The organism is Streptomyces sp. SudanB52_2052 (assembly GCF_964272415.1).
Lineage (GTDB): Bacteria > Actinomycetota > Actinomycetes > Streptomycetales > Streptomycetaceae > Streptomyces > Streptomyces olindensis.
On the sequence record NZ_OZ186796.1, the window covers coordinates 7,541,661 to 7,556,747 of the forward strand.

Annotated in this window: 13 protein-coding genes; 9 read left to right on the forward strand and 4 right to left on the reverse strand. The window is 72.8% G+C overall.

Going from position 1 to position 15,087, the window contains the following annotated elements:
- Nucleotides 1–2: 2 nt before the first annotated feature.
- From ACSUPV_RS33895 to ACSUPV_RS33915, 5 genes are all read left to right on the forward strand, one after another.
- Nucleotides 3–374: a barstar family protein gene (locus ACSUPV_RS33895; protein ID WP_359793794.1), complete on the forward strand. Its 372-nt coding sequence runs from the start codon at nucleotides 3–5 to the stop codon at nucleotides 372–374.
- Between the two features lie 109 nt (nucleotides 375–483).
- A complete protein-coding gene (locus tag ACSUPV_RS33900; RefSeq protein ID WP_436949138.1) occupies nucleotides 484–1,926 on the forward strand; it encodes a GuaB1 family IMP dehydrogenase-related protein in 1,443 nt (480 codons plus the stop codon).
- A 309-nt stretch (nucleotides 1,927–2,235) separates the two neighbouring features.
- Nucleotides 2,236–3,705: an amino acid permease gene (locus ACSUPV_RS33905; RefSeq protein ID WP_037769161.1), complete on the forward strand. Its 1,470-nt coding sequence runs from the start codon at nucleotides 2,236–2,238 to the stop codon at nucleotides 3,703–3,705.
- A gap of 10 nt (nucleotides 3,706–3,715) precedes the next feature.
- Nucleotides 3,716–4,168 carry an Lrp/AsnC family transcriptional regulator gene (locus ACSUPV_RS33910; protein ID WP_031116678.1) on the forward strand — a complete coding sequence of 151 codons (453 nt, stop codon included), beginning with the start codon at nucleotides 3,716–3,718 and terminating at the stop codon, nucleotides 4,166–4,168.
- 149 nt (nucleotides 4,169–4,317) lie between these two features.
- Nucleotides 4,318–5,514 (forward strand): MFS transporter, encoded by a 1,197-nt coding sequence (locus ACSUPV_RS33915; RefSeq protein WP_436949139.1) that lies wholly within the window; start codon nucleotides 4,318–4,320, stop codon nucleotides 5,512–5,514.
- On the opposite strand, the gene ACSUPV_RS33920 is transcribed toward ACSUPV_RS33915, so the two are convergent.
- A complete protein-coding gene (locus ACSUPV_RS33920; RefSeq protein WP_436949140.1) occupies nucleotides 5,483–6,052 on the reverse strand; it encodes a Repetin in 570 nt (189 codons plus the stop codon). The genes ACSUPV_RS33915 and ACSUPV_RS33920 overlap by 32 nt on opposite strands.
- 318 nt (nucleotides 6,053–6,370) lie before the next feature.
- Between ACSUPV_RS33920 and ACSUPV_RS33925 the strand changes: the two genes are divergently transcribed.
- Both ACSUPV_RS33925 and ACSUPV_RS33930 read left to right on the forward strand, forming a co-directional pair.
- Nucleotides 6,371–7,159 carry a carbon-nitrogen hydrolase family protein gene (locus tag ACSUPV_RS33925; RefSeq protein WP_359793802.1) on the forward strand — a complete coding sequence of 263 codons (789 nt, stop codon included), beginning with the start codon at nucleotides 6,371–6,373 and terminating at the stop codon, nucleotides 7,157–7,159.
- Between the two features lie 47 nt (nucleotides 7,160–7,206).
- The gene (locus ACSUPV_RS33930; protein ID WP_436949141.1) at nucleotides 7,207–8,904 is read left to right on the forward strand and encodes a flavin monoamine oxidase family protein; all 1,698 of its coding nucleotides are present in this window, start codon (nucleotides 7,207–7,209) and stop codon (nucleotides 8,902–8,904) included.
- Here ACSUPV_RS33930 and ACSUPV_RS33935 read toward each other — a convergent pair.
- The gene (locus ACSUPV_RS33935) at nucleotides 8,901–9,614 is read right to left on the reverse strand and encodes a DUF5995 family protein (RefSeq protein WP_031116684.1); all 714 of its coding nucleotides are present in this window, start codon (nucleotides 9,612–9,614) and stop codon (nucleotides 8,901–8,903) included. The genes ACSUPV_RS33930 and ACSUPV_RS33935 overlap by 4 nt on opposite strands.
- A gap of 177 nt (nucleotides 9,615–9,791) precedes the next feature.
- On the opposite strand from ACSUPV_RS33935, the gene ACSUPV_RS33940 reads away from it, so the two are divergent.
- Nucleotides 9,792–10,928, forward strand: a complete 1,137-nt coding sequence (locus ACSUPV_RS33940; RefSeq protein ID WP_436949966.1) for a glycoside hydrolase family 6 protein — start codon at nucleotides 9,792–9,794, stop codon at nucleotides 10,926–10,928.
- On the opposite strand, the gene ACSUPV_RS33945 is transcribed toward ACSUPV_RS33940, so the two are convergent.
- A complete protein-coding gene (locus ACSUPV_RS33945; RefSeq protein WP_037769171.1) occupies nucleotides 10,907–12,286 on the reverse strand; it encodes a uracil-xanthine permease family protein in 1,380 nt (459 codons plus the stop codon). The two genes, ACSUPV_RS33940 and ACSUPV_RS33945, sit on opposite strands and share 22 nt — an antisense overlap.
- A 119-nt stretch (nucleotides 12,287–12,405) precedes the next feature.
- Nucleotides 12,406–13,611 carry an MFS transporter gene (locus ACSUPV_RS33950; protein ID WP_031116687.1) on the reverse strand — a complete coding sequence of 402 codons (1,206 nt, stop codon included), beginning with the start codon at nucleotides 13,609–13,611 and terminating at the stop codon, nucleotides 12,406–12,408.
- A 133-nt stretch (nucleotides 13,612–13,744) separates the two neighbouring features.
- On the opposite strand from ACSUPV_RS33950, the gene ACSUPV_RS33955 reads away from it, so the two are divergent.
- Nucleotides 13,745–14,992, forward strand: coding sequence for an ROK family transcriptional regulator (locus ACSUPV_RS33955; protein WP_436949142.1), 1,248 nt, complete (start codon nucleotides 13,745–13,747; stop codon nucleotides 14,990–14,992).
- Nucleotides 14,993–15,087: the final 95 nt, after the last annotated feature.

A 15,087-nucleotide genomic window follows, 5' to 3' on the forward strand; every position in this document is an offset into this window, starting at 1 on the left:
GGGTGGTCGGTCAGACGCACGGGGTGCACGACCCGGCGGGCCGCATCGTGGTCGTCCTCGACCTCGAAGGGGTCACGGACAAGGCGGGCCTCATGGACCGCTGCGCCCGTGACCTGTCCCTGCCCGAGTGGTTCGGCCGCAACTGGGACGCGCTCGCCGACTGCCTGTCCGACCCCGCCCTCTGGCCCGAGGGCGCCGAGGACCGCGGACTGCTGGTCGTCGTCCGGGGCTGGCGGGCGTACGCCGAGGCGCGGCCCGAGGAGTGGCAGGTCGCGGAGGAGATCTTCGCCGAGGCGACGGACCGGGGCCCCGGCCTCTTCGTCACCCTCGGCCTTGGAGAATCCTCCGAACGGCGCCCTGACCAGCCTGGATGATCTGCTGGGGGACGTTCGCGCACCCGGCATGGGAGAATGAAGTACGTGCTCTTTTCCCCCTGGCCGGCCGGTCGGGGGGTCACCTCTGATCGACTGGGATGTGCAGCACGTGCGTTTCCTCAATGACATCCAGCCCGGGTACGACCTGACGTACGACGACGTCTTCATGGTGCCGAGCCGCTCCTCGGTGGGCTCCCGGCAGGCCGTCGACCTCAGCTCCCCGGACGGCACGGGCACCACCATCCCGCTCGTCGTCGCCAACATGACCGCCATCGCCGGGCGCCGCATGGCCGAGACCGTGGCCCGCCGCGGCGGCCTGGTGGTGATACCGCAGGACATCCCGATCGACGTGGTCACCGACGTCGTCTCCTGGGTGAAGAGCCGCCACCTGGTCCTGGACACCCCGATCATCCTGTCCCCGCACCAGACGGTCGCGGACGCGCTGGCCCTGCTGCCCAAGCGGGCGCACAACGCCGGCGTCGTCGTCGACGAGGACCACAAGCCGATCGGCGTGGTCACCGACTCCGACCTGTCCGGCGTCGACCGCTTCACGCAGCTCTCCGAGGTCATGTCCCGGGACCTGCTGCTCATCGACGCGGGCATGGACCCGGGCGAGGCCTTCGACACCCTCGACCACGCCAACCGCCGCTACGCCCCCGCGGTCAACGAGGACGGCAGGCTCGCCGGCATCCTCACCCGCAAGGGAGCCCTGCGCGCCACGCTGTACAAGCCGGCCACCGACGCGCGGGGACGGCTGCGCATCGCCGCCGCCGTCGGCATCAACGGCGACGTCGCGGGCAAGGCCCAGCAGCTGCTGGACGCGGGCGTCGACACCCTCGTCATCGACACCGCGCACGGCCACCAGGAGTCGATGATCAGCGCCCTGAAGCTGGTGCGCGACCTCGACCCGCAGGTGCCGATCGTCGCGGGCAACGTCGTCGCCGCGGCGGGCGTGCGCGACCTCATCGAGGCGGGCGCCGACATCGTCAAGGTCGGTGTCGGACCGGGCGCCATGTGCACCACGCGCATGATGACCGGCGTCGGCCGGCCGCAGTTCTCCGCCGTCCTGGAGTGCGCCGCCGAGGCGAGGAAGTACGGCAAGCACGTGTGGGCCGACGGCGGTGTCCGCCACCCCCGCGACGTGGCCATGGCCCTCGCGGCCGGCGCGTCCAACGTGATGATCGGCTCCTGGTTCGCGGGCACCTACGAGTCCCCGGGCGACCTCCAGCACGACGCGCAGGGCCGCGCCTACAAGGAGTCCTTCGGCATGGCCTCCGCCCGAGCCGTGCGCAACCGCACCTCGGAGGAGTCGGCGTACGACCGGGCCCGCAAGGCCCTGTTCGAGGAGGGCATCTCCACCTCCCGCATGTTCCTCGACCCGGCCCGCCCCGGCGTGGAGGACCTGATCGACTCGATCATCGCGGGCGTCCGCTCCTCCTGCACCTACGCCGGCGCCGGCTCCCTGGAGGAGTTCGCCGAGAAGGCCATCGTCGGCATCCAGAGCGCCGCCGGCTACGCCGAGGGCAAGCCGCTGCACGCCAGCTGGAGCTGACCCGGCCCACGCCCGCCCAACGCCCTTTCGTGCGGCCCCCGTTCGACCTGCCCCGCAGGGAGGGACGGGGGCCGTACGCGTCTGCCCGCGCAACGGTCGAAACCGGCGGTGCAACGAACCTCCGGTCAGCCTCCATGCACGCAATGATCTTGCGTGTACGCGCAAGGTTGCTGCATTTCGACAGCAACGCCGCTCCTCGTAGGCTGTCGCCTCGTACGTGGCGTGGCGGGGACTCCGCTCGACGGGTCCCTGCTCAAGGGTGCCCGCGGTCCCTGCCGCCCTGACCGGCAGCGATGAAGGAGCCAGCGCGTGCTCGACCAAGGCGCACCCCCGCAGAACCCAGGCCAGACGGCCGCCCCCTCGTCCCCGGGCGTCGGCGCGCGCCTCATGCGCCGCAAGCCCGTGGAACGCCTGGTCGCGGAGGGTGGCCAGGGCGAGGGAGGGTCGCTGCGGCGTACCCTCGGGCTCTGGCAGCTCACCATGATCAGCATCGGTGCCACCCTCGGCACCGGCATCTTCGTCGTCCTCGGCGAGGCCGTCCCGAAGGCGGGCCCGGCCGTCACGCTCTCCTTCGTCATCGCGGGCCTCACCGCCCTCTTCTCGGCCCTGTCCTACGCCGAGCTGGCCGGCACCATCCCCGTCTCCGGGTCCTCCTACTCGTATGCGTACGCAACGATGGGCGAGCTGATCGCCTGGGTCTGCGGCTGGTGCCTGGTCCTGGAGTACGGCGTGTCGGTCGCCGCCGTCGCGGTCGGCTGGGGCGAGTACCTCAACGAACTGCTCGACGGGACCATAGGCGTCACCATCCCGGCCGCCCTGTCCGCACCGCCCGGTGACGGCGGCGTGTTCAACCTGCCCGCGCTGATCGTCGTGCTCCTCGCGATGGCGTTCCTGCTGGGCGGTGCCCGCGAGTCCGCCCGCGCCAACACCGTGATGGTCATCGTGAAGATCGGCGCGCTGGTGCTGTTCTGCGCCATCGGCGTCCAGGGCTTCCGCTCCGGCAACTACGAGAACTTCATGCCGCTCGGCATGGCCGGGGTCAGCGCCGCCGGCGCCACCCTGTTCTTCTCCTACATCGGCTTCGACGCCGCCTCCACCGCCGGCGAGGAGGCGAAGAACGCCCAGCGCGACCTGCCCCGCGCGATCATGCTGTCGCTGGTCATCGTCACCGCGCTGTACGTCCTCGTCGCCGCCGTCGCCGTCGGCGCCAAGCCCTGGCGGAACTTCACCGACTCCGAGGCCGCCCTGGCCCAGATCATGCGCGAGGTCACCGGGCAGACCTTCTGGGGCACGCTGCTGGCGTTCTGCGCGGTCATCGCCATCGCGAGCGTCGTGCTGACCGTGCTCTACGGCCAGACCCGCATCCTGTTCGCCATGTCCCGCGACGGGCTGGTGCCCAAGGTGTTCGCCAAGGTCCACCCCAAGACCGGCACGCCCCGCGCCAACACCCTGATCGTCTCCCTGTTCTGCGGCGTCCTGGCCGCCGCGATCCCGCTGGGGCAGCTCGCCGACGCCACCAGCATCGGCACCCTGTTCGCCTTCGCCCTGGTCAACGTGGCCGTCGTGGTTTTGCGCCGGACCCGGCCGGACATGCCCCGCACCTTCCGCGTGCCGCTCTCGCCGGTCCTGCCCGCGCTGGGCTTCGGCTTCTGCGTCTGGATGATGGGCAGCCTGTCGACCGTGACCTGGGTGGTCTTCGGTGTCTGGATGGCCGCCGGGCTCGTGTTCTACTTCGTGTACGGCTACCGCCGTTCCCGACTGGCACCATCCGAGAAGTGAACGACCCACAGTGCTGAACGATCTCGACGAACGCATCGTGCACGCCCTCGCCGAGGACGCCCGCCGCTCCTACGCCGACATCGGCCACCTCGTCGGCCTGTCCGCGCCCGCCGTGAAGCGGCGCGTGGACCGGCTGCGGGCCACCGGAGCCATCACCGGCTTCACCGTCCGCGTGGACCCGGGCGCCCTGGGCTGGGAGACCGAGGGGTTCGTCGAGATCTACTGCCGCGGCAACACCTCCCCGGAGACCATCCAGCGCGGCCTGGAGCGCTACCAGGAGGTCGTGGCCGCCTCCACCGTCACCGGGGACGCCGACGCGATCGCCCAGGTCTTCGCCTCCGACATGCGGCACTTCGAACGGGTCCTGGAGCGCATCGCCGGGGAGCCGTTCGTCGAGCGCACCAAGTCCGTGCTCGTGCTGTCGCCGCTGCTGCGGCGCTTCTCGTCGGGATCGCCCACGTAACGGGCGGGCGAAATCCAGGGGCCGATCCGCCGGACACCGCCTAGCATCGGTGTCATGACCTGGCGACATTGATCCACCCGCCGTGCCTCCCGAGGACCGCCTCGGCCGCCGTACCTCCGGCGTCCGATCGGTCCTTACGGGAAGGCCTCATGACACTCTCACCCGCACGCGTGCCCGCCACCGGCGTCCGGCGGCTGACGACCACGCTGTACGGCTACGCGTTCCTCGACGACTTCGTCCTGCTCTACCCGGTGTACGCGCTGCTGTTCGCCGACACCGGCCTGTCGCTCTGGCAGATCTCCTCCCTGTTCGCCCTGTGGTCGATCACCGGCGTGCTGCTCGAAGTGCCCTCCGGCGCCTGGGCGGACGCCGTCTCGCGCCGTCGGCTGCTGTGGATCGGCCCGCTGCTCACCGCCGTCGGCTTCGCGCTGTGGGTGGCTCTCCCGTCGTACGGCGCCTTCGCGGTCGGCTTCGTCCTGTGGGGCGCCGGCGGAGCGCTCGGCTCGGGCGCGCTGGAGGCCCTCGTCTACGACGAGCTGGACCGCCTCGGCGCCGCCGGCCGGTACGCGCGGGTCATGGGCCGGGCCCGGGCCGCGCGGCTGACGGGCACCGTGGCCTCCCTGGGCCTCGCCGGACCCGTCTTCGCCCTGGGCGGCTACGAGGCCGTCGGCGCCGCCAGCATCGTGGCCTGTGTACTGACCGCCCTCACCGCGACCCGGTTCCCCGAGCACCGGGTGCGCCCGGAGGCATCCGGCGACAGCTGGGCGGCGACCCTGCGGACCGGGCTCGCGCAGGTCCGCGGGGACCGTGCGGTGCGCGGCGCCCTGCTGCTGGTCCCGGCCGTCGCCGCGGTGTGGGGCGCGCTCGACGAGTACACCCCGCTGCTCGTGCGGGACATCGGCGTCGCGGAGGCGACGGTGCCCTACCTGGTCATGCTGATCTGGGCGGGCGTCACCGTCGGCAGCCTCCTGGCCGGACCGGCCGAGCGCCTCGGCACGGCCGGGTTCGCGGCCCTGCTCGCGGGCGGAGCGCTCGCCCTGGCCGTGGGCGCCGCCTCCCACTCACTCGCCGGTATCGCCCTGGTGAGCCTCGCCTTCGCCGGGTTCCAGCTGGCGGAAGTGCTGGCCGACGTCCGTCTCCAGCACCGCATCGACGAGTCCCGCCGGGCCACGCTCACCTCGGTGGCGAGCCTGGGCACCGAGCTGGCCACGGTCGCCACGTTCGGCGTGTACGCGCTGCTCGGTGCCCGTCTGACGCACGGCACCGTCTTCGCGGTGCTTGCCGTGCCCTACCTGGTGACGGCCCTGGCGCTGGTCAGAGCTCGGGCTGCCAGGGCACGACCGTGAAGTCGCCCGTCCCCTTCGCGACCTTCTCGAAGGGGGCGGAGCTCACGCACTTGGGCAGCCCGTCCGTCTCGGCGGGGGTGCCCGTGGTGGCCCAGCTGTAGCCGAGCCGGTCGTGGCGGCCCAGGTCGTGGACGGTGACCCCGACCCGCTTGCCCTCGGCGCCGGGCAGGTCGGACTCGGTGACGATGCCCGAGACGACGGCGACCTTGCCGCCGGTCAGCAGGCAGTCGACGGCGACCTCGGCCCGGGCCCCGTTGCCGTTCTGGTAGTGGCTGAACGCGAAGGTGCCGGTGGCCTTCATGGGGTCGGCCTTGTCCTTCGCGGCCAGGTGCGCGTCGAAGGAGAAGGTGATGTCGTCCCCGGCCGAGCGGTACAGCTTGGCGGTGCCGGTGAGGGCCGCCGCCTCGCGCGGCCGGTCCGCCTCCGACGCCGCCGCCTCGCGCGGCCGGGGCGGGTCCGACGCGGTCGCGGCCGAGGCCGCCCCGGCGGTGAGCAGCAGTGCGGTGCCGAGCACGACGATCTTGGTACGGCGCTTCATCGCGGTCCTTTCCGCAGGTCGTGTGGACAGCCCTTACTCTCCCGGCCCGGCGCGGACGGGACATCGCGCTGCGGACGCAACCCCGCCTCCGCCGCCCGGCGGGGAAGACCGGCCCGGACCGCGCTCCCAGGAGGAGCGGGGCTGGGCCCGAAGTCGCGCAACGAATCGCCGCCGGACCTCGGAAGCACGCAACGAACCGTCCACCGGCGCGCAACGGCTCCCGCTTGTCCGCCCTGGTCAGCCGCCCGTACCGTCTACGTGGCCCCTCCAACGACCCCGCGGGCCCTCCGACCACCCTTCGCCCGGTGAGGAACACGCATGCGCACCGCCCTGCTCCAGAGCTCCGGCCGCCCCGGCTCCACCGTCGAGAACCTCAAGGTCCTCGACGAGGCCGCGGGCCGGGCCGCCGCCGCGGGTGCCGGGCTGTTGCTCACGCCGGAGATGTTCCTGACCGGCTACGCGATCGGCGACGAGATCGGCCGGCTCGCCGAGCCCGCCGACGGCGACTGCGCGGACGCGATCGCCGAGATCGCGACGAGCCACGGCCTGGCCATCGCCTACGGCTACCCCGAGCGGGCCGGCGAGGCGGTGTTCAACTCCGCCCAGCTGATCTCCGCCGACGGCACCCGCCTGGCGAACTACCGCAAGACCCACCTCTTCGGCTGCTTCGAACGCGATCACTTCACGCCGGGGGAGCAGCAGGTCGTCCAGGCGGAGATCGACGGTCTGCGCGTCGGGATCCTGATCTGCTACGACGTGGAGTTCCCGGAGAACGTCCGCGCCCACGCCCTGGCCGGCACCGACCTGCTGGTCGTCCCGACCGCGCAGATGCACCCGTTCCAGTTCGTAGCCGAGTCGATGATCCCGGTGCGGGCCTTCGAGAGCCAGATGTACGTCGCCTACGTCAACCGGGTCGGCCGGGAGGGTGAGTTCGAGTTCGTGGGCCTGTCCACGCTCGCCGGGCCCGACGGCATCGCCCGGACCCGGGCCGGACGGGGCGAGGACCTCGTCCTGGCCGACGTCGACCCGGCCTTCCTCGCCGCCTCGCGCGAGAACAACCCGTATCTGCGGGACCGGCGCCCCGGCCTGTACGCGTCGCTCGTCTGAAACCCCCACACCCGCCAGTTCGTCACCGTGCAAGGAGTCCGTACCCCATGACGTCCACCGTGCCCAACGCCGTCGAGCACGCAGACGCGCAGCAGCCGCCGATCACCATGTTCGGCCCGGACTTCCCGTACGCCTACGACGACTTCCTCGCCCACCCGGCGGGCCTCGGCCAGATACCCGCGACCGAGCACGGCACGGAGGTCGCGGTCATCGGCGGCGGCCTGTCCGGCATCGTCGCCGCGTACGAGCTGATGAAGATGGGCCTCAAGCCGGTCGTCTACGAGGCCGACCAGATCGGCGGGCGGCTGCGCACGGTCGGCTTCGAGGGCTGTGACGACTCCCTGACGGCCGAGATGGGCGCGATGCGCTTCCCGCCGTCCTCCACGGCCCTGCAGCACTACATCGACCTCGTCGGCCTCGAGACGCGGCCGTTCCCGAACCCCCTCGCGGAGGCGACCCCGTCGACCGTCGTCGACCTCAAGGGCGAGTCGCACTACGCCGAGACGATCGACGACCTGCCCCAGGTCTACCGGGACGTCGCCGAGGCCTGGAACCGCTGCCTGGAGGAGGGCGCCGACTTCTCCGACATGAACCGCGCCCTGCGCGAGCGGGACGTCCCGCGCATCCGCGAGATCTGGTCCCGGCTCGTCGAGAAGCTCGACAACCAGACCTTCTACGGGTTCCTGTGCGACTCCGAGGCGTTCAAGTCCTTCCGGCACCGGGAGATCTTCGGCCAGGTCGGCTTCGGCACGGGCGGCTGGGACACCGACTTCCCCAACTCCATCCTGGAGATCCTGCGGGTCGTCTACACCGAGGCCGACGACCACCACCGCGGCATCGTCGGCGGCTCCCAGCAGCTGCCGCTGCGCCTGTGGGAGCGCGAGCCGCAGAAGATCGTCCACTGGTCCCAGGGGACCTCGCTGGCGAGCCTGCACGAGGGCCGCGAGCCCCGCCCGGCAGTGACCCGGCTGCGCCGCACGGCCGGCAACCGCATCACGGTGACCGACGCGCGCGGCGACATCCGCACCTACCGGGCGGCCGTCTTCACCGCCCAGTCCTGGATGCTGCTGTCGAAGATCGACTGCGACGACTCGCTCTTCCCGATCGACCACTGGACGGCCATCGAGCGCACCCACTACATGGAGAGCTCCAAGCTGTTCGTGCCGGTGGACCGCCCGTTCTGGCTGGACAAGGACGAAGAGACCGGCCGGGACGTCATGTCGATGACGCTCACCGACCGCATGACGCGCGGCACCTACCTCCTCGACGACGGCCCGGACAAGCCCGCCGTCATCTGCCTGTCGTACACCTGGTGCGACGACAGCCTGAAGTGGCTGCCGCTGTCCGCGAACGAGCGGATGGAGGTCATGCTGAAGTCGCTCGGCGAGATCTATCCCAAGGTCGACATCCGCAAGCACATCATCGGCAACCCGGTGACCGTGTCCTGGGAGAACGAGCCCTACTTCATGGGCGCGTTCAAGGCGAACCTGCCCGGCCACTACCGCTACCAGCGGCGCCTGTTCACGCACTTCATGCAGGACCGGCTGCCCGAGGACAAGCGCGGCATCTTCCTCGCCGGCGACGACATCTCCTGGACGGCCGGCTGGGCCGAGGGCGCGATCCAGACCGCCCTCAACGCGGTCTGGGGCGTCATGCACCACCTGGGCGGCACGACCGACCCGACCAACCCGGGCCCGGGCGACGTGTACGACGAGATCGCGCCCGTCGAACTGCCGGAGGACTAACCTCGGAGCGGCGGTTCGGCCAGGGGCGTGAGCAGCATGCGTCCCGCGAGGCCCACCGCCGTGTCCAGGTGTTCCGTGAACTCCCCGGCGATGTCGGGGAGTCCGCGCAGGGCCCACAGGGCCCGGGCCGCCGTCCAGGCCGCGTCGCGGGCCCGCTCCAGGCTCCAGGAGCCGAGCAGGTGGGTGAGCGGGTCGGCGATCTGGAGGAGATCGGGGCCCGGCATCAGATCTTCGCGGATGCGCTCCTCCAGCGAGACGAGGAGATCACCCACCGCGTCGAACTCGTCCTGCAGGTCGACGGGTGCGCAGTCGAGCGTACGGCAGGTGTCCACGACGGCCAGCGCGAGATCGTGCCCGATGTGCGCGTTGATGCCCGCCAGCGCGAACTGCAACGGCCGTACCCCGGGATGGCGGCGGAGCTGGAACAGCGGCCGCCAGCAGGCCGGTGCGCGCCGGTCCCGCGCGGCCGCCTCGACGGCGTCGAGATACCGCTCGGCGAACCGTACGTCCAGCGTGATCGCGGCCCGCGGGTCCGTGAACCGTCCCCTGTCGACGTGCCCGTCCACCGCCTCCGTCACCGCCAGATAGACGCGGTTGAAGACCGCCACCCCGTCCCGGGGGTGCAGGGTCGCACCGAGGGCGCGCATACGGGAGATGACGGCGTCGACCGGTGTGTCCACGGCTGGGGGGACTTGTTCGCATCGCGGCATGCGGGCAGAGTCCCAGCTCTAGGCTGGCGGGAGTGCCGGCGGGCCCGGCGCTTCCCCGGAACGGGGGAACGCCGGGCCCGCCGCAGGGGGAGGGGGAGCAGCACCGTGTCAGGCTCGCGTGCGCAGCGCCTGGCCGCTCGCAGGGCCGCGCGCAGGCGCGCCGCCCGGCGCGGCGCGATGGTCGTGGCGGCCTCCGTCGTGGTCGCGGCCGGCGCGGTCGCGGGGGTCCTCTCCGCGTTCGAGGACGGGCGCGGCTCGGACCAGGCCCGGCGCCCCCAGGTGTCCGCCTCGCCCCGCCTGGCGCCCCTGCCCGCCGTGCCGTCGGCGTCCCCGACCGCCGCCGCCGAGTCCGCCTCACCCTCGCCCTCCACGTCGGTGCGCAGGACGCCGAGCCCCCTGCCGTCACCCTCGAGGACCGAGCAGAAGCGGGAGCGGACCGCGACCGTGGCCACCCGGCTCTACCGCCATCCGGACTCCCAGGTGCTGGACTGGGTCCGGGCCCATGCCGGCGATCCCCGTCACGCGGTCATCGCGTCCCGGATCGCCGACCAGCCGGCCGCCGTCTGGTTCGCCGAGTACGCCCCGGACACGCTCACCGCGCGGGTCGCCGCGGTGACGTCGGGCGGCGCGGCCCAGGGCCGGGTGCCCGTCCTCGTGCCGTACGCGATCCCCGGCCGCGACTGCGGCGGCCACTCCCAGGGCGGGGCGCCCGACCTGGACGCCTACGACGCCTGGATCGACCGGTTCGCGGCCGGGCTGGGCTCCGGCGAGGTCATCGTCGTCCTGGAGCCGGACTCGGTCGCCCAGGCCGAGTGCCTCTCCGCGGGCGAGCGCGCGGACCGCTTCGCCTCCCTGGCCCGGGCCGGACGCGTCCTGAAGGCCGCCAACCCCCGGGCCCGCGTCTACTTCGACGCGGGACACTCGGGGTGGAACGCCCCCGGCAAGCAGGCGGCGTGGCTGCGGCAGGCCGGTGCCGCCTCGCCCGGGTCCTCCGACGGGATCTTCAGCAACGTCTCCAACTTCCACACCACCGCCGACGAGGTCGCCTACGACCGGCGGGTCCTGGACGCCCTCGGCGGCCCGGCGAGCCTGGGCGCCGTCATCGACACCAGCCGCAACGGCAACGGCGCCCCGGCCGACGGCCAGTGGTGCGACCCGGCGGGCCGCAAGCTCGGCCGGACACCCACCCTCAGCACCGGCGAGCCCCGGATCCACGCCTATCTCTGGGTCAAGTTGCCGGGGGAGTCGGACGGCTGCAAAGGCCGGCCCGGGACGTTCACCGCGTCGTACGCCTACGACTTGGCCTCGTCGTAGGAGCTGGTGCCCTCGTCCAGCAGCGGCCGCTGCGTCTTCAGGTGGGCCGGGGCGAAGGCCCGCAGGGCGTGGTAGCCGGTGATGACGACGAGCGTGCCGAGGGCGATGCCGCTCAGCGAGAACGTGTCCGTGAACGTCATGGTGACGTTGCCGACGCCGATGATGATGCCCGCCGCCGCCGGGACCAGGTTCAGCGGATTGCGCAGGTCCACCCCGGCGTTGATCCAGATCTGCGCGCCGAGCAGCCCGATCATGCCGTACAGGATGACGGTGATGCCGCCGAGCACCCCGCCCGGGATCGCGGCGACGACCGCGCCGAACTTCGGGCAGACACCGAAGAGCAGGGCGAAGCCGGCGGCGGCCCAGTAGGCGGCCGTGGAGTAGACGCGGGTCGCGGCCATCACGCCGATGTTCTCGGAGTACGTGGTGTTGGGCGGGCCGCCGACCGCCGTGGACAGCATCGAGCCGACGCCGTCGGCGGAGATCGCCGTGCCGAGCTTGTCGTCCAGCGGGTCGCCGGTCATCTCGCCGACCGCCTTGACGTGCCCGGCGTTCTCCGCGACCAGCGCGATCACGACCGGCAGGGCGACCAGGATCGCGGACCACTCGAACGACGGGCCGTGCAGGGTCGGCAGCCCGATCCAGTCGGCCTGGCCCACGCCGGACAGGTCCAGCCGCCAGTGGTCGGTCAGCTTGCCGCTCGCGTCCACCGAGTGGATCTTGCCGAAGACCCGGTCGAAGACCCAGGAGACGCCGTACCCGAAGACCAGCCCCAGGAAGATGGCGATCCGGGACCAGAAACCGCGCAGGCACACCACGGCGAGACCGGTGAACAGCATCACCAGAAGGGCCGTCCACTGGTCCTGCGGCCAGTACGTCGAGGCCGTCACCGGCGCCAGGTTGAAGCCGATCAGCATCACCACGGCACCCGTCACGATCGGCGGCATCGTGGCGTGGATGATCCGCGCCCCGAACCGCCGCACGGCGAGCCCCACCAGGAACAGCGCGGCCCCGACGACGAAGACCGCGCCGGTCACGGTCGCGCTGCTCCCGCCCTGGGCGCGGATGACCGCCGCCACACCGACGAACGAGAGCGAGCAGCCCAGGTAGCTGGGAACCCGGCCCCGCGTGGCGAGCAGGAACACGACGGTCGCGACACCCGACATCATGATCGCGAGGTTGGGGTCCAGGCCCATGAGGACCGGGGCCACGAACGACGCCCCGAACATCGCCACCACGTGCTGGGCGCCGAGCCCGACCGTGCGGGGCCAGGAGAGCCGCTCGTCGGGGCGGACCACCGCGCCGGGCGCCGGGGTGCGTCCGTCGCCGTGCAGTTTCCAGCGGACGCCGAGATCCATGGTGCGGTTTCGCTTTCGTCGTACGGGCGAGTGTCCGGACCATTGTCGGGGTGCGTCGCGAGCGCCGGTGACCGGGGCTGTCCGGTCCGGCAGGGTGCCGGCTCAGCCCCGGTGTCCGTTCAGGGACGCGGGTCCGGGACCGCCGCGTCCGGCCGGCTGATCTTCGGCCGGTCGCCGGGGCGCAGCACGCCCGCGAACGCCACCAGGCCGCACGACAGCGCCGTCACCAGGCAGAACGACACCATCAGGCTGGTCACCTGCGCCAGCATGCCGATCGCGCTCGGCGCGATCAGGCCCGAGGTGTAGGTGATGGTCGCGACGCCCGCGATGGCCAGGCTCGGGTTGGAGCCGCTGCGGCCCGCCGCCGCGAAGCACAGCGGCACGACCACCGCGATGCCCAGCCCCATCAGCGCGAAGCCGCTCATGGCCACCGCGGGCTCCTCGGCGACCACGATGAGCAGCCCGCCGAGGACGGCGAGCACCCCGCTCGCCCGCACGGTCCGCACCGCGCCGAAGCGGTCCACGATCCTGTCGCCGGCGATCCGGGCGAGCGCCATGGTGAGTGTGAAGCCCGTCGTGCACGCCGCCGCGAGACCGGCCGAGGTGTCCAGCTGCTCGCGCAGGTAGACGGCGGACCAGTCCAGGCTCGCGCCCTCCGCGAAGACCGCGCAGAACCCGATCGCGCCGATGAGAAGCGCCGACCGGGGCGGCAGCGCGAACCTCGGCGGCGGCTCCTCGTCCTCGGCGGGCTGCAGGTCGAGCACCCACCGGCAGGACAGCACGCCGATCACGGTGAGGACCGCGGCGGCCAGGGCGTGGTGCAGCCGGGCGTCCGAGCCGAGGTGCGCGGCGAGCGTGCCGGCCGCCGAGCCGATCAGGGCGCCCGCGCTCCACATGCCGTGCAGCCCCGACATGATCGACCGCTCGAGGCGGTTCTCGACCTCCACGCCCAGCGCGTTCATCGCGACGTCCGCCATGCCCGCCGTCGCGCCGTAGGCGAACAGGGCCAGGCAGAGCGTGAGCAGGTTGGGGGCGAGGGAGGGCAGAACCAGCGACAGCGTCCACAGCGCGATCAGTCCGCGCAGCGCGTTCCGGGCCCCGAAGCGGTGGCTGACACTGCCCGCGAGCGGCATCGCGACGGACGCGCCGAGCGCGGGGAAGGCCAGCGCGATGCCCAACTGCCCGGCGCTGACGCCCGCGTGGTCCTGGATCCACGGCACGCGGGTGGCGAACGAGCCGGTCACGGCGCCGTGCACGGCGAAGACGGCGGCCACGGCGTACCGGGACCGCTTCACCTCGCGCAGATCGTCAACCACGTTGCCCATTCTGCGGTCCCCCTCCAGGTCTCTGCCTCGCTCGCGTCGCTGCGGGCGTAAACTATCAGGAACCCTGCCTGATAGATAAGGGCATAAACCGTCGGCCCGTCCGTCCGCCCCGCCGATCTGGGAGGATCCCGGCATGCCCGCATCCCCGAGCACCGCCCGGGCCATCAACGACCGGCTCGCCCTCAGCCTGCTCCAGCAGGAAGGCCCGCTCACGGCAGGGCAGTTGAAACAGCTGACCGGCCTGTCCCGGCCGACCGTCGCCGACCTCGTCGAACGCCTCACCGCCGCCGGCCTGATCGCGGTGGTCGGTGAGGCCGGCGAGCAGCGGCGCGGCCCCAACGCCAAGGTCTACGGCATCGTCGCCGACCGGGCGCACCTCGCCGCCCTGGACGTACGCACCGAGGGCGTCGCCGTGACCGTCGCCGACCTGGTGGGCCGGGTGCTGGCCGAGGCATCGGTGCCCATCGACGGCGACACGGGGACGGGCCCGGCCGTGGAGCAGGCGGTCGCGCTGGTCGAGCGCGTGGTGAAGGAGGCCGGCGCCGACCGGCTGCACACCGTCGGCATCGGCGCGCCCGGCCTGATCGACCCGGCGAGCGGCGAACTCCGCGACTCCGGCGGACTGCCGGCCTGGCACCGCCGCCTGGTCGCCGCCCTCCAGGAACGGCTGCCCGAGGCCCGCGTCAGCGTCGAGAACGAGACCAACCTCGCCGCGCTGGCCGAGCAGCGCGACGGAGCGGCCCGGGACCGGGACACGTTCGTCCTGTTGTGGCTGGGTCACGGCACCGGAGCGGCCGTGGTCCTCGACGGCGCACTGCGGCGCGGCGCCTCCGGCGGCACGGGGGAGATCGGCTTCCTCCCGGTCCCGGGCACGGCGGCCCTGCCGTCGGCGACGGACTGCGCCGGCGGCTTCCACTCCCTGGCCGCGGCGGCCGCGGTCGTGGACCTCGCGGCGCGGTACGGGATGTCACCGGCGGGAGGGGAGGGGCCGTCGGCGGTGGGCGTGGTGCGGGCGGCCGTCGACGTGGTGGAGGCGGCGGTGGGCCGGGTGCGGGAGCCGAGCAACGGCGTCGTGCCCGCGTCTTCCGCCGGCCGTTTCCTCGACGCCCTCGCCGACCGTCTCGCCGTCGGCATCGCGGCGGTCGTCGCGATCCTGGACCCGGGGTGCGTGGTGCTCGGCGGAGAGGTCGGCCGGGCCGGGGGCGAGGAACTCGCCGCGCGGGTGCAGGACCGCATCGCCCGGATGACCCCCCTGCCCACCGAGGTGCGCTCGACCACCCTGGGCGGCGGCGCGGTGCTGCGCGGCGCGCTGCTGACGGCCCGGGAGCGCGCGCAGGAGGAGCTCTTCACCCCTCGGGAGCGTCCGCTTCCCCGGGGGTGAGGCGGCGTGGGAAGGCCCGACGGCGGGCAAGGGCCGTCGTCACCGCCGCCGGGCCGGTCTTGGATGGCGCCGACCCTAGAAAGGACTAGACCACA